The sequence below is a fragment of the Sinomicrobium pectinilyticum genome (assembly GCF_003725735.1).
GTDB lineage: Bacteria > Bacteroidota > Bacteroidia > Flavobacteriales > Flavobacteriaceae > Sinomicrobium > Sinomicrobium pectinilyticum.
Genome location: NZ_RJTM01000002.1, coordinates 257,055 through 273,000, shown reverse-complemented (window position 1 = coordinate 273,000; position 15,946 = coordinate 257,055). Strand labels below are relative to the sequence as shown.

Below are 15,946 nucleotides of genomic sequence, written 5' to 3'. Positions count from 1 at the left end.
TGGCTGCTTATAATGATAAGTTCAGCCCGAATGAAATGGTCCGTGTGATTGGGTAATTATTCTCCCATTCCCGGGAACCTCTCGGATCATGGTTATTTTCCGGGTCCCAGCCTATCCAGTCAGTAAAGGTATACAGGTTTCTTGCAGCTATATAGAACGTTAAACTGTTCACTCCGTAAGCTTCCAGAAAGGATGATGGGACGGAATAACTAAGCCTTACATCTTTTATACGTACATAGCTGTTATCCCGCGGATAGCCATAGCCCCTTGTATTGGTGTACCGCAAAGAAGGCCATTTATCGCTCTGGTTTTCAGGTGTCCAATACCCCACTTCCGCAGGAGTATTTCTACGGCCCGCTTCATCCCCATAGCTTATATCGGAATTATTCTTTAATCCTCCCTGTGCGGTCTGTACAAATACACTGAGGTAGAAATTCTTGTAGCGGAACGTATTGGTAAGTCCGCCGTACCATTTGGGAAGAGAGGTTCCAAGATAGGTCCTGTCGTTTTCCGGGTCTATGATACCATCATTATTGAGGTCGGCAAATTTTATGTCCCCCGGCCGTGCCGTAGGGTCATGCCCCAAATGATCTTCATTGGCAATTTCATTTTCCTGCCATATCCCCACCATTTTATAATCGTAGATAGCCTGCAACGACTTACCTATGAACCATCGGTTGGCGATATCATTTTCACCATCACCATATATTTCCAGTATTTTGTTCTTGTTTGTGGAAAAGTTGACATCGGTTTCCCAACTGAAATCATCAGTTTGTACATTTACCGTACTCAGCGTAACCTCCAGACCGGTATTCTGCATTTCTCCGAGATTATCCCATACCGATTCGTAACCGCCGACACTGGGAATATTGCGCTCCAGTAATATATCCCTGGTCTTGTTTTTGTAAGCTTCTATACTTCCGCGAATCCTGTTCCCGAAAAATCCGAAATCGAGTCCTATATTCCCGGAAGCGGTGGTTTCCCAGTTGAGATTGGGATTTCCGATTCTTCCAGCCAGGGCACCTACTGCCGTTGACCCGCCAAACGGATAGAGGACGGTATTTGCCGTGGTAATACTCTGGTTGACCCCGACTGCCTGGTTGCCCGTTTCCCCGTATGAAAAGCGCAATTTTAACTGATTGACCTTCTCCGACCCGGACAGGAACTTCTCATTGTGAATATTCCACCCCAATGCCAGTGAGGGGAACACTCCATATTTATCGGTATTTGAACCAAATGCGGAGTATCCGTCCCTTCTCGCGGTCAGCGTCAGCAAATAGCGGCTGTCATAGGAATAATTGATCCTCCCCATCTGCGAAACCAGTGTGGATTGCCAGCTATAGGAGCCCCTGGGTACATTATCGGCAATAAATCCGGCACTTATATTAGCCGCTGCATTTATATTATTGAAAGATAATTCATCATTAACAAAGCCAACCGCATCTACAGCCGTGGCAAAATATTCATTTTCCTGGGCACTGTACAGGGCGGTGATATCTATATGATGTTTACCAAAATCCTTATTCCAGGTAAGGATATTCTCAACGACCCAGTTGTTCTCTTCGGTATTCCGGATATAAGCGGTACCGTTATTGTCATTCGCCGCACGTCCTTCGTAAGTGGCCAGGCGGCCCGGCCTGTGTACGTAAGAAACGTTCAACCGGTATTTCAGACCATCTATAAAACCCGGGGTAAGTTCGGCATAACCACTTCCGGTAAGGTTCTTATCCCTTTCCAGCCTGTCGGTGGCAAGGCCCAACATAGGATTTTCAAACAACTGTTCGGGTGACATCGGATATATTTCATAATTGCCTTCATCGTTGTATACCTGTGAATACGGGCTCATTGCTGCGGCAAAAAGGAAATTCGCCCTGCCACCGTCGTAGTTGTTGGCCGTAAAAAAGGCAGAAGTCCCTACTTTTAAATAATCGGTAATTTGAATATCCAGGTTAGAACGGAAACTCGTCCGGTTGAACTGGTATCCTTTTATTACGCCTTCCTGGTCCAGATAGCCCCCGGACACATAATATTTTACTTTTTCCGTACCTCCGGACACGCTTATATTGTGTTCCTGTATGGTCCCGGCCCGGGTTACGGCATCCAGCCAGTCGGTAGTAATCCCGGCATTATAATTATTTATCTCAAAGGTATTCGGAAGCACATCGGTCTGCTCCAGCCCCCTTGCCCGCATGTAATCGGCATATTTTTGTACATAAGCCTCCGGGCCTCGCGGTTCCAGCCTGTGCGCAAGGCTTTCGAGCCCCGCATAGCCGTTATAGCTGATCCTGGGTTTGCCGGAGAGCCCTCTTTTAGTGGTAATCAATATCACTCCGTTGGAGCCCCGTGTACCGTATATGGCTACGGCAGAAGCATCTTTCAAAATTTCTATGGACTCGATATCTCCGGGGTTAATATCATTGGTAGTACCAAAAAAAGGAGAGCCGTCAACCACGATAAACGGACTGGTATTGGCATTGATGGAATTTACCCCGCGTATCTGTATCTGGCCCGTGCTTCCGGGTACAGACGAATTCTGGCTGATATTAAGACCTGCCGTAGTTCCCTGTATGGCCTGGGAAAGATTGGTCACAGGGAGATTGGACAGGCGTTCTTTAGGTACAGAAACCACTGCCCCGGTTACATCCGATCGCTTCTGCGTACCATACCCTATTACCACGACCTCGTCCAACTGGGCAAGATCTTCTTCCAATGCAACGTGGATAACCTCCTTTCCGTTTACCGTTATTTCCTGATTTTTAAATCCTACATAAGAAAATACGAGCACGGCATCCGGGTTACCGACCTCCAATTCATAGTGTCCGTCAAAATCAGTGACCACCCCTTTTGTGGTGCCCTTGACCATCACTGAAGTCCCGGGAAGAGGCTGGCCATCTGCAGCAGAGGTTACCTGTCCGGTTATTCCCTGCACAACATCTCTCACAATTTTTCCGTCATGTCTTGTATCATCGGCATACAGTCTCACTATCGAAACCATGTTTACTGACAGTACGCACCAAATGCCCAATACTGTTTTTCGGGTCCATTTCATACTTTAAAAATTTGGTTAATTGGTTAATTTGTTTCATTCCTTCCCTTACTCTCCGGCAGATCTATCATCCTTTTGATATTAGTCTCAGCTAAACATCTCTAAAAATACAATCGATTGTATTTTAGCGGAAATTTTTCCAGAGAATACAAAACCGTAAGTAATAAGGGATAAATTTAGAAGAATTTAAGACTAAAACAAAATTAAATGTGAACAGTACACAAAAAAAGTATTGAATAATTAATATATCTATAAAAAAAGCCAACACTATTGAGCATTGGCATTTCTTCTATACTAGTAATCACCTTATCTACAACCTCTTAAAACTCAGCAAGCAAGCATTTTTTCTTCTTAAGCATGGTCCGTTCTCCCGGCCGATGACTGTACCCGTAACAGTTTCCGGACCGGCTGACCAGAACCGGGATCGTTAATTTCGGTCCCGGGGTCAAAATAGGTCTTAAAACTGTACTTCCACGGGATTGGCGAGTCTCACAGCAAAATTTTTCAGGTAAGTGTTCCATTCCCCTGCGTTGGCAAACTGCTTACTTTTATCCCATCCGAAACCTGCGTAATAGGACACTTTTTTATCCTCCGCACCGGCCATGATCAACAACTGGCTCCCGTCTTTATAATCCGTGCGGTGATCTTTATAATCCAATATCAGCGCGGGGTCTATAACCACGCCTACACCAAGCTCCGAACCATCCATCGGTTCCCAGTAGCTGAACCACCCTTCTTCCTTATTCGTCCTGACCTTTCCTTCTTTTTCATGGAGTGTGAGTCCTATGGTTATATTGGGTAGCGGCTCATTACTTTCGAAAGAAGATTCAAAATGACTGAGATTGGATCCCAGGTCAAGACTTATGCGTTTTGTTTCCTTTACCTGTATACTGTCCGCATTCCAGGAAGCGTATTGCAGTTCAAACACAGTACGTATGGGACCTGTTGCAATGGTCTTATAGTCCGTAAAGTTCCTGGAGGTATACAGTGAATCTTTAATCCATATACCCGTACCTCCTACTCCGCGGCTGGACCCTACATGATACGGATCGTAGCCTTCCCCGGAATCGATGTGGTAAGCACCTTTTTTCTCATCGTTGTTCTTGTACCATTTGTTTATAATAGGGTACGGCACTCTCTTCAGCCAGGCATCCATTCCGCTAGACAATGTTCCGTCGGGCAGGTTTTCCTCTGCCCTTCGCTGGGCATCCGGTCCGTAAGTACGAAAGGCTACCCTATCGTTCTCCCAGGCATAGTCATCGGTCCTCTCGGGAACAAAACGCGAAAAGGTAGATAATTCAGTCTGTGGTCCGCGAAAGCCGCTTTCGGCTATACCGGCCGTTAGTTTCCTGATTTCCCCATCCTTGAGGTCTACCTGAAAAAGAAGTTCGTCCGGGGTCCCGTCCGAATCACTGTCCAGCAATTGGGTCACCAGGGTATCTCCGGAGACTTTATCCGTAATAAAAAGTCTTTCCGGGCCGGCAGTAGCGGTCAATGCGGCAAATTTTTCCGCGGCTATACTTACCGTTTCCGAAGAGCGATCTGTATCGAGGGGGTTTTTAACCGAGAATTCCAATACCGGGGAAGGCTGTTCACAACCCATCAATGCCCCCAGTAATAAAATCCCCGCGGTCAGTTTTTTCATAAATTGATTTTTTTAAAATTAAACTTGATCGATCTGTCTGTTCCTTCAAAGATAAACAAATGAGCAAAAAGCCTTATCTGCTCAGGGGGTTGTAAAATACAATTATGGTGCTCGTTGGTTAAAAAATGATCATATTTTTACAAAAACATACAGACCCTGCCCCGGAAATAACGCCGGGAGGGCCTGTTGATATCGGAATTACATCCGCTTTTTCCTATCCGTTAGTAGCCCGGGTTCTGAACCAGTTTATCGTTCCGGTTCATCTCATCCCGGTGAATAGAAATAAAATACATCTTATCCAGCCAGGTCCTGTTTTCAATTCCGGGATCAAGAGTTTGCGGAGTATAGGTATAATCATAGCTCTCCGGATCATAGTGATATACACTTACATCAGCACCCGGTTTTAAAGCACCGAATATACTGATGGTGCGTACCTGCTGCCCGACGGTCTCCTCGGCTATCATCCATCTCCTGACATCGTGAAAACGGTGTTCTTCATATGCCAGTTCCACGCGGCGTTCGTTCCTGTACCTTTCCATCAGGGCATCTCCGGATTCGGTAATTTCAGGCATCCCTACACGGTAACGTATTTTATTGAGCCAGTTCCGCGCTTCCTCGTCTTCCCCGAGTTCTATACAGGCTTCCACATAATTCAGGACCGCTTCGGTATACTTCAGTACCGGCCACGGGATCTGCTGCCTGGTGTTCTGATCTACGATAGCCGGGTTGGGATCTATGAATTTGCGCATGGTATACCCCGTATAACTACCGTTCCAGTCTTCAATAGGACTGTTTCTGGTATCCAGACCATAAAATACTTCTTTCTCTCCCTGGCTATTAATAACTTCATAGCGCCCTGTCTGTATCTGGTTTACCGTGTCTCTCTCGGTAACATCATCTGTCCTGGGTTTCCAGTCCGCACCATCGTGCAGGATACTGGCATACAGGCGGGGATCGCGATTATTATACGGGGCCCCGGCGTGTACGGGATTATTCCAGTCAAAACGACTGCCGTCAATCATTTCATAATCGTCCACCAGGTTCTGGGTGGGAGTGTTACCGGACCAGTTATGGTAACCATTGGGGCCGTTGTTTCTTCCCACATAAGCCCCTCCTTCGTCTTTTTCATCTACAAAATACCGCCCCAGGAGCAATTCTATACCTGCAGACGCATCGGCCACGGAGCTTCCGCCTCCTAAAGAAACGGCTATATAATTTTCTTCTCCTTCTTCGGGAGTTACGGGTTCGGACAGGTTTAGTTGATATCCCTTGTTCATGTCCACAACTGCTTTGGCGGCCGCTTTGGCTTTTTCCCATCGTTCGGTTCTGCTTCCGGAGGTATAACCGAGATATTCGGGATTGGAGTATCCTGCAATTAAGGAAGAATTGGACGAAGCAGTCGGGATATCGTGCAGGTCGCTTGCCGCGTACAATAATACGCGAGCCTTCAGGGCCATTGCCGAAATATTCGTCGCTCTTCCGAGCGCAGTAGGCTGTCCGTCCAGCAATTCTATTGCCGCATCACAGTCTGCCACAATAAAATTGATACATTCTTCATAGGTATTTCTAGGAACAGTATAGTCTTCCTCCCGCAATTCATATACCTTCTCTATCAGGGGAACTGCCCCGTAATACCGTAACAACTGCTGGTAAAAGAAGGCGCGCAGAAAACGGGCCTCTCCTTTGAGCCTTTCCACGAGTTCCGGATTGTCAAACAGGGGATCTTCGAGGTTTTTAAGGGCTATATTAGTGGCACGGATACGCTTGTACATGTTCCCCCATTCATAATTATCACTTATCCATCCCTGGCTGGCGGGATTGGAATTGGCGCCATTGAACTCTTTATACCCCCGGCCGGAATGGGTAAACAGTGCTTCATCAGACGCGGAAGCCAGCATTTCCTCGTCAAAGCCACCCTGTCCGAAACCGTTGTATATATCAATAACGAACGCCTCGGACAAGCCCTCATCCGCCCATACTTCGGAAGCCTCTACTTCATTCAACGGTTTTGTATCTACAAAATCATCGCTACATGATGCTGTCGCAAAAAATGCGACAAACACGTACATATATATTTGTTTTATTCTTGATGTGTTCATTACAAAAGATTTTAAAAGGTTACGGATACTCCCATGTTCACGATACGGGACTGCGGATAATAATGTCCGATGGAGTTCACGGATTCCGGATCCAGTACTTTTATTTTGCTCCACGTAGCCAGGTTGAGCCCGCTCAGGTATACCCGAAGGCTGCTCACCCCTATTTTATCTCCTACTTCGGCAGGAAGGTTATAGCCCAGTTCCACGTTTTTCAGGCGGATATAGTTTGTGCTCCTCAACCAGTAGGTATTGTCGAACGAATAATATTGATCGCTGCGATCGGTAATCCTGGGATGTACACTGCTGGGGTTGTCTACCGTCCAGCGGTTTTCATAGAAATCCAGCAGATAGTTTCCTATAGCCCCGGATTCGTCCGTACCTACCCGTAGCTCTCCTCCGGCTGCTCCCTGGAAGAGGATGGAAAGATCGAAATCTTTATACTGCGCACCCAGGTTAAGGCCTCCCTGAAATGTCGGCTGATTATTCCTGTCGCGGCGCACCCGGTCATCCGGTGTTATTCTTCCGTCGCCGTCATAATCCTTATACTTCATATCCCCGGGCCGCAGGGTGTTGGTAATATCACTGTAGTCCAGTGAATTATTGGCTATTTCTTCTTCGTCGCGGAATACACCGTCGTAGATATAGTAGAGTCCGGCATCTATGGCACTTCCGGTAGACCGTTGCCATTCCGGGGCACCGGGCGCTTCGTCCCAGAATTTGATCTTGTTCTTGGCATATCCCCCGTTTACACTTACATTGTACTGTACTTCTCCGGCGGTACCGTTATACCCGACGTTGAATTCCCATCCGCGGTTCTCCAGCTTACCGATGTTTTCCGCCGGAAGCGTCATCCCGGTGGTTTGCGGTACGGAAGCATTTCTCCTCCAGAGAATACTGCTCCGCTTGTTCAGGAACATATCCAGTTCGAAGTTCACCCTTCCGTTAAACAATTGTCCGTCCAGTCCTATGTTGTAGTTATTCGCCTCTTCCCAGGTGATCATCGTATTAGGCACCCGGCTTTCGAACAGGCTACTTGTCACATTTCCATCTACTATATAAGAACCGAAGCCATAAGTAGAATAATACTGGTATTCCTGTAGTGTTTGTTCGCCATCTCCATTGGCATCGAAATAGATATTATCATTACCCATTTGCCCCCAGGAAGCCCGGAGTTTCAGGTAGTTTACGAACTCTACATTGTCTTTCCAGAAATTCTCTTCGGAGATACGCCATCCCAGCATAACCCCGGGAAAGAAACCGTACCGGCTGTCCTGGGGGAACATGTAGGAGCCATCGTATCGCCATAAAAATTCGGCAAGGTATTTTTCCTTATAGTTATAGCCAACCCTTCCGAAGTAATTGAGACGTGCCCGTTCCCAGGCATCTCCCCCGTTATTTCTTTCCGCTGCTCCACCCGCAAACATCTGGTCAATAACGGCGGAAATAAAGTAGCGACGGAAAGCGAAGAAATTGTCATTCCTTATAGTCTCCCGGTTTACCCCGGCAAGAAAATTGAGTTCATGGTCCCCGAACTTACGATCGTAAGTAAGTACACCTCCCAGCAATATGTTCAGCTGGTCCTGGTTTTCCTGCCGCAGGTTCGGCTCGGCAGGTCCGCGTTTACCGGCAACCAGTTTCGGAGTTTCCCCGTCCTCTTCGTATTCTCCCTGCCAGGTATAGAGATACCAGGGAGTCTCCCAGCGTTTTTTCTGCTGAATGTATTTATCCACAGCTGCAGTCCCGGTAAACTTCAATCCTTCCACCCACGGGATTTTGATCTCTATTTTTCCATTGGTTTGAAAGTAATACCTCCGGTCGCGGTCATACCCGGTCTGACTTGTGGTAATAACCACCGGGTTTTCCCCGTATTCGATATCCGGCCCCGGCATTCCGTTGGGCCAGAAAGCAGGCTGTGTGGGGTTACCCCGCATCAGCATACGGAATATGGCACTTGCCGCTTTTGTCGGGTAATTTCTGTCTTCCTGCCTTCCAAGTACTCCTATCTGGGTAGTAATGTATTCGTTTACCTTTGCGTCCAGGTTTATACGCAGGTCATACTGTTCATAGTTCGTTGCGGAATTCTTGTAATACGCATCCTGTTTCTGGTACCCCAGGGAGGTAAGGAACTTCATATTCTCATTTCCCCCGGTGAGTTGAATATTGTGCCTTTCCTGTTTGGACCAGTTCTTAAAAGTAGCATCAAACCAGTCCGTATCCGGATGTCCCCAGGGATCGGAACCATCACGGAACTTCTGGAAATCATCGGGCATGAAAGGTGCGGTAACCGTATTTCCGTTCGGACGGGTATAGGTACCGCTCTCCCGGAAGGCAGTAGTAGCACCCTGCCATTCGGATACCGGCAGTTTATAAACTTCCAGATCGTTTCGCATCTCGGCATACTGTGTGGCATTGGCAAGGTCGGGAATTACGGTAGGCTGTGAAAACCCGAGGTTATAATTATAGCTGAGCCGGGGTTTGCCATCGCTTCCCCTTTTTGTAGTAACGAGGATCACCCCGTTGGCGGCCCGTGCCCCGTAAATCGCTGCCGATGCATCTTTCAGAACGGAGATGTTTTCAATATCGGCGGGGTTCAGCCGGGAAAAACCTCCTTCCCGTGCGGGAATCCCGTCTATAACCACCAGGGGACTGCTATCGCCAAAAGAATTGCTACCGCGGATACGGATATTGGAATCATCCGCACCAGGTTCTCCGCTGTCCTGTGTAGCAATCACCCCGGGCATACGCCCGGCAATGGCATTGGAAACGTTTACCGTGGGGGATTTTGCCAGTTCTTTGCTCTGAATGGTGGCAACAGAACCGGTAACCGTTTCCCTTTTCTGCTCGCCGTACCCCACTACGACAACTTCATCGAGCTGTGCAAGGTCTTCCTGAAGCGCTATATTCACAACTTCCTTTCCTTCAACCGCCACTTCCGTGGTTTTAAATCCTACGTAAGATATTACCAGTACCGCATCCGGTCCGGAAACTTCTATAGAATAATTGCCGTCAAAATCAGCCACAACGCCGTTGGTTGTACCCTTCTCCATAATACTTGCTCCTGCAAGAGGCATTCCGTCGGTCTGGGCAGTTACCTGCCCGGTCACGGAATGAAAAAGTGGAGCACTTTCCAATCCGGTTTCTGCCGGAGAGGAAACATCCCTAGCATACAGCAGGCCGGTCATGCTGCTGATTAACAAAATACAAATTGTATTCCGCCATAATACCATCAAGGCACTAAATCCAGTTTTCTTCATAAAATTAAATTTTGATTGGTGTTAAAAATAATTCTTTCAATAATGTTGTAAATACTTACATAATCAGAAAAAATCGAAACAGAATACCCAGGAAAAAACGCTCTTTTTTAATAGATCGAACGTTATAAGTGTTAACAAAACACTAATATGCGAATTAATATTTAAAAATAAAAATCAAAAATTATTGATAAGTATATACGATATTGGGACATAAAAGCATATTATAACAATGTTCACGATAACACAAATATATAAAGTATCTTTACACCGAAAAGTATCATTCCCATCCGGCTTCTCATCGAAAACGATTTCGTTAATATTTATGTCCTTCAAGTTATAAGAGAATAACCTATATTTAACAATAATAAATTCTTATGTTATTTAAATACAACCTATATTTTTGTACAGAAATTACATGCTTATTTTTTTTATGGGAAAGGCCTGAGAACACCGGAAGGCTTTCTTAAAGATCTTCCACAAGTTTAAATAACAAGAAGAAAGGATAAAAACACCTGATTTTACGTTAAAATAACATTTGTCAATAATTTTTAAAATATAATTTACATTATATGTAAGAATTTATTTATATATTTGTAACGTGTTACAAGGTTAGTTTTGGTTTTATTTAGCACGACCCCCGTAAGGGGGTTTTTTCATTTATATACATCTGACTGTCATTTTATACAAAGCTTAATCTTTGTAATATATACGGATTTTTCCTTCTTTTTCCGTATTACAAGGGCCGGAAATTATTTCGGTAAAATTGTTTACCTTGTCACCCGTTAATCTTCTACAAATTTGAGTGCAAACGGCGTAAATAACTCTTTTCTTATTCATCAGCTGAAAAAAGGAGAAGAAACAGCGTTTGAAGCGTTATTTCATCTCTACTTCGAAAAACTGCACCATTTTGCCACCAGTTATATTGAGAATTCCGAAGATGCCCGGGAAATTGTCCAAAATACCTTCTACAAACTCTGGAAAAAAAAGGGTACCCTTCCCGTAGACATCAACCTGAATGCATACCTCTTTTCCATGGTTAAAAATGATTGCCTGGACTACTTCAAACATCTCAAAGTGAAATACAGGTACCGGGAAGAAATAGAGAAAGACCGTGCCAGGATATTGGAAAGTTCCCTTCAGGACGATCCGAGCCTGCAACTCATAGAAGACGAATTGTTGCAAAAAGTAAACCGGCTTATCAATGACCTTCCTCCGGGATGCCGGGAAATTTTCATAAAAAGCAGGTTCGAGGGCCTCAAGTACAAGGAAATAGCCGACGAACTCAATATCTCTCCGAAAACCGTTGAAAATCAGATATCCAAAGCGCTCCGATATCTTAGAAATGAACTCAGCGAATACTTCACTTTATTTTTTTAACAGTTTCCCCGATAAAAAAACACCTATTTAACATAGGGGTAACTTTAATATAAATCGTTCTTAATACGTATGGACAAAAAAGAACTTTTGCAATTTATCGCCAACCAGGGAGATTCTGAATTTCAGAAAAGGGTAATTTCCTGGATTGAGGCATCCCGGGAAAACCGGGAATATTTCAATCGTCTCAAGGCCGAGCAGGTAATGGCTTTCTCCCCCTCCCGAAGAAATAATATTTCCGGGGAATTCCGGGAATTTTCCGAACGTCTCCGCCGCGAAAAAAGAAATTACTCCGGGATATTTTCTACTGCAGCCATTGCGGCTATAGCCATCTTTGCTTCTGTTTTTTTCATGCTTCGCTCCGGGGAAACTAAAGACAACACCTTGTTTTCTGCCATAGCGTCAGAACAAAAAGAATTTACCCTTGCAGACGGGAGCAGAATATTTCTCAATTCCGAAAGTACCCTGGAAATTTCCCCCGGGTTCAATAAAGAAACACGGACCGTAAAATTAAATGGTGAAGCTTTTTTTGATGTAGCCCGAAACGAACAGGTGCCTTTTATCGTAGAAACCCGCAGTGGCGTAAAAATAAAAGTACTTGGCACAAGTTTCAATATAAGGTCCTATAAAGATAACAACACCATAGAAACCACTCTGGTAAGTGGTAAAGTGGAAATATATGAAGAGGATAACACCTCTCCTTCCGCTGTGCTGGCACCCAGGCAAAAGGCCGTTTTCCGGAAAGAAGAACAGGACATTCGTATAGAACAGGTCGCTACCGAAGCAATAACCTCCTGGAAAGAAGGTATCCTGACCTTTGACAATGCCCCGCTGAGCAGTGTGGTCAAGGACATCGAAAGATGGTATGGGATCTCTATCCGTATTGAGGACCCGGCCATTGAAGACTATACATTTTCGGGAAAATTCCGAAAAGAATACAACATAACCCAGGTTCTCGATATTTTAAGAACCTCATCACCAATCCATTATAATTATGATAAAACAAAAAAACACGTGACATTAAAACAACGTGATTAATCCTGTAAAAAGGGAAGTGTTGCAGCACTTCCCTTCTGTTTGGGATTCGAAATTGCTAAAAGGGCATTTTAACAATCAAAAACCGTTTAAAGTTATGAAAAAAAAGCAACAAGTTGCCCGGCAGGCATCACACCGATGTTTCTGTCCGGGAAGGCTCTACCGTATTATGAAGATCTATTCTCTACTTCTCTGCATCACCATTGTCAAAATATCCGCATGGAGCACTTCCGTTTACAGTCAGAACGTAGCGCTGAACTACCGGGATACAGAACTCAAGGAAATTTTACAGACCATAGAAGAGCAAACCGATTATATTTTCTTCTACAACACAAAAATAGTAGACGAAAAAATGAAGATCGATATCAGTCTTACCAGTAATAATATCGGTGAGGTACTGAACGCACTGCTTAAGAATACCGGTATCCGGTTTAAGATATTAAGCCAGAGTATCGTACTGTACAAAGAAGATAATACAGATAATACTCCTCCCGAAAACGAAGAAGATATACCGGGTTTTGTCGGCGCGGTTCCCATAGGCAAGCCGTTACAGGACAAAATGAATATCACGGGAACTGTCCTCGATGATACCGGTGTTCCGCTACCCGGAGTAAATATTCTGGTACAGGGCACCACTTCGGGTACACAAACTGATTTTGACGGCAAGTTCGGTATACAGGCCGCAAAGGGAGATGTACTGGAATTAAGCTATATCGGTTTTAAAAAGCAGCTTATTACCCTGGACGGCAGTAAAACTGATTTTACCATAACCCTGCAACCGGAAGCAGACCAGCTCAATGAGGTCATTGTAGTAGCTTATGATAAGCAGAGTAAGGCATCCTATACCGGGGCTGCCGTGGATGTAGACATCAAAAAAATAGAAGAATCACCCCTGGCTTCTTTTCAGGAAGGTTTACAAGGAAATGTTGCAGGTGTGCAGATGTCCACACAAAGCGGGCAACCGGGGGCCGCGCCTAATATCCGTATACGGGGAATAGGCTCTATCAACGCAGGTTCGGACCCGCTGTATGTTATAGACGGGATTCCCGTTGTATCGGGTAATATTGCCCAGATTGCCACAAGTTCCAACACCATAGCGGGAATCAACCCCAAAGATATTGCCTCCATAACTGTACTGAAAGACGCATCCGCCACGGCCATATATGGTTCCAGAGGGGCTAACGGGGTCATACTCATTACCACCAAGAAAGGAAAGTCCGGAAAAACCAGGTTCGATTTCAGTACGCAATACGGGGTGAGCAGTATGATACTCCCGGACAGGCTGAGACCACTCAATACCGGGCAACTCTCCGAACTTCTGATCGAGGGCCGGACAAATACCGGCGAAACGCGCGAAGAGGCCGAGGATTATATCTTCAGCAGGATAAACAGAAATACAGATACGGACTGGGTAGACGTAATTACCCGTAACGGTCAGTACCACCAGTATAACCTCAGTGCCAGCGGTGGAAGTGATAAGACCAGTTTCTATGCTTCCCTCGGCCTGTTCGATCAGCAGGGGGTTATCATCGGTATCGATTACAAGAAACTGAATGCCAAACTCAATGTAACACATAAGGCTACGGACAAACTCACCATCGATTTCGGGGTCTCCGCCAGCAACCAGAAACTGCATACCAACAGCGATGCGGGAAATGCCGCCAACCCGGTAAGAGCACTGTTCAGGGTTGTACCGTGGGAACCCGTGTACAACGATGACGGCTCCTATAACACGGACATACTTTTGACATATAACCCCGTCGGACTGGTCAATGAGAATATCCGGGAAACCAAATTATACGGTATTCTGGGAAACCTGGGGCTCACTTATGATTTTACGGAAAACCTCAGTTTCGAGACCAAGGGAAATATAGACTTCAATCTCGCCGATGAATTCCGGTATGATAATCCTTATTTCGGTGAAGGCAGGAATGACGGCGGCCTGGGACGGGCATACGACAATAAAATCCTAAACTACAACATTACCAACCTTCTCAAATACAAATGGCATATTAACCAGGATCACAACCTGAATTTCATACTTGGCCAGGAAGCCCAGAAGATCACCCGTAGTTCCGTCTTCGCCTTTGCCAGCAATTACGGTGCCCCGGGACTGAAAACCCTGGAAAATGCTTCCGTATACCGGGAAGCGTCCAGCAGCAAGACCGCTTCATCCATAGCTTCTTACTTCTTTAATGTAAATTATACGTACCAAAACAAATACGTGTTCAATGTTACTGCCCGAAGAGACGGTTCCTCCAGGTTTGGCTCCGATGTACGATATGCCAATTTCGGTTCTGTAGGCTTTGCCTGGAATATCAGTTCAGAAGATTTTATGGAGAACGTAAACTTCGTAAACCGCCTGAAATTGCGAAGCAGTTACGGGATAAACGGAAACCAGGAAATAGGTGACTTTGCCTCCCGGGGCCTGTACGGTACCGGTGAAGACTATGACGGGGAACCCGGCTATGCCTATAGCCAGCAATCCAATCCCCGTCTCACCTGGGAAAAGAACAAGCCTTTTAATGTCGGTGTTGATTTCAGCCTGTTCAACAAGATCGACGGTACCGTAGAATATTACACCCGTACCACTACCGACCTGCTTTTCCAGGTTCCGATTTCGGCAACAAACGGGCTCACCAGTTACCTGGCCAATATCGGGGAGATGAAAAATTCCGGATGGGAAATTTCCCTGAATTCGATCAATATAGAAAACCCGGAAGGTTTCGGTTGGACCACAGGGCTCAATTTCACTTCCAATTCCAATACAATCACCAAACTCCAGGATGACGCTCCTATTGTGGACGGCCAGTATATACGGGAAATCGGCGATGATTTTTATACGTTCTACATGCCCGGATATGCCGGTGTAGATCCGGCTAACGGTGATGCCCTCTGGTATACGGACGGAACAAGAACAGAGACCACCAACGAATATTCACAGGCACAGCCTTTTAAGCAGGGAAGTGCGCTTCCAAAATTCTATGCAGGGCTTACCAATAGTCTTAGCTATAAGAACTTTAATCTTTCGTTCCTGCTATATCTCAACTACGGCAATAAGGTATATGACTACTGGGGCCGGTACACCAACAGTGACGGAAGCGCAGGACTCAACGACCGTGGGAACATGACCCGGAACATTTATGATAACAGGTGGCGGCAGCCCGGCGATATTACCGATGTGCCTAAAGTGGTGTGGGGCAATACCCAGTCCGGAAGATCTACGCAACATTCCAGCCGCTTCTTGTATGACGGTACCTACCTGAGATTAAGGGACGTAACTTTCTCTTATTCTTTACCCAAAAACGTAACGGAGACCCTTTCCATAAACAATCTCCGGTTTTATATAAAAACCACCAATATACTTACCTGGGTAAAAGACAATAAAATAGAAGTTGATCCCGAAGTGGGTATTGACGGACAATCCGATCTTAGAATTCCCATTTCCAAACAGTTCATGTTCGGCCTAGATCTCTCATTCTAAAACTTTAAA

Annotated in this window: 7 protein-coding genes; 3 read left to right on the top strand and 4 right to left on the bottom strand. The window is 45.6% G+C overall.

All coding sequences use genetic code 11. The features are described 5' to 3' along the window. Nucleotides 1-7: 7 nt before the first annotated feature. The 4 genes from ED312_RS01090 to ED312_RS01075 form a co-directional block, all read right to left on the bottom strand. Nucleotides 8-3,049 (bottom strand): SusC/RagA family TonB-linked outer membrane protein, encoded by a 3,042-nt coding sequence (locus ED312_RS01090; protein WP_240642976.1) that lies wholly within the window; start codon nt 3,047-3,049, stop codon nt 8-10. Nucleotides 3,050-3,503: 454 nt separating this feature from the next. Then, a complete protein-coding gene (locus ED312_RS01085; RefSeq protein WP_123214133.1) occupies nt 3,504-4,691 on the bottom strand; it encodes a DUF4861 domain-containing protein in 1,188 nt (395 codons plus the stop codon). A gap of 221 nt (nt 4,692-4,912) precedes the next feature. Further along, nucleotides 4,913-6,790, bottom strand: a complete 1,878-nt coding sequence (locus tag ED312_RS01080; RefSeq protein ID WP_123214132.1) for a RagB/SusD family nutrient uptake outer membrane protein — start codon at nt 6,788-6,790, stop codon at nt 4,913-4,915. A gap of 11 nt (nt 6,791-6,801) precedes the next feature. Then, on the bottom strand, nt 6,802-10,044 hold the full coding sequence (locus tag ED312_RS01075) for a SusC/RagA family TonB-linked outer membrane protein (RefSeq protein WP_240642975.1): 3,243 nt from the start codon (nt 10,042-10,044) through the stop codon (nt 6,802-6,804). A 798-nt stretch (nt 10,045-10,842) separates the two neighbouring features. On the opposite strand from ED312_RS01075, the gene ED312_RS01070 reads away from it, so the two are divergent. The 3 genes from ED312_RS01070 (at nt 10,843) to ED312_RS01060 (ending at nt 15,937) form a co-directional block, all read left to right on the top strand. Continuing rightward, a complete protein-coding gene (locus tag ED312_RS01070; protein WP_123214131.1) occupies nt 10,843-11,421 on the top strand; it encodes an RNA polymerase sigma-70 factor in 579 nt (192 codons plus the stop codon). A 69-nt stretch (nt 11,422-11,490) separates the two neighbouring features. Continuing rightward, a complete protein-coding gene (locus ED312_RS01065) occupies nt 11,491-12,456 on the top strand; it encodes a FecR family protein (RefSeq protein ID WP_123214130.1) in 966 nt (321 codons plus the stop codon). A gap of 94 nt (nt 12,457-12,550) precedes the next feature. Further along, nucleotides 12,551-15,937, top strand: coding sequence for a TonB-dependent receptor (locus ED312_RS01060; RefSeq protein ID WP_123214201.1), 3,387 nt, complete (start codon nt 12,551-12,553; stop codon nt 15,935-15,937). Nucleotides 15,938-15,946 lie beyond the last annotated feature (9 nt).

Coding starts and splice junctions, on each gene's coding strand:
- ED312_RS01090 (WP_240642976.1), bottom strand. CDS start 3,049: ATGAAATGGACCCGAAAAACAGTATTGGGCATTTGGTGCGTACTGTCA.
- ED312_RS01085 (WP_123214133.1), bottom strand. CDS start 4,691: ATGAAAAAACTGACCGCGGGGATTTTATTACTGGGGGCATTGATGGGT.
- ED312_RS01080 (WP_123214132.1), bottom strand. CDS start 6,790: ATGAACACATCAAGAATAAAACAAATATATATGTACGTGTTTGTCGCA.
- ED312_RS01075 (WP_240642975.1), bottom strand. CDS start 10,044: ATGAAGAAAACTGGATTTAGTGCCTTGATGGTATTATGGCGGAATACA.
- ED312_RS01065 (WP_123214130.1), top strand. CDS start 11,491: ATGGACAAAAAAGAACTTTTGCAATTTATCGCCAACCAGGGAGATTCT.
- ED312_RS01060 (WP_123214201.1), top strand. CDS start 12,551: ATGAAAAAAAAGCAACAAGTTGCCCGGCAGGCATCACACCGATGTTTC.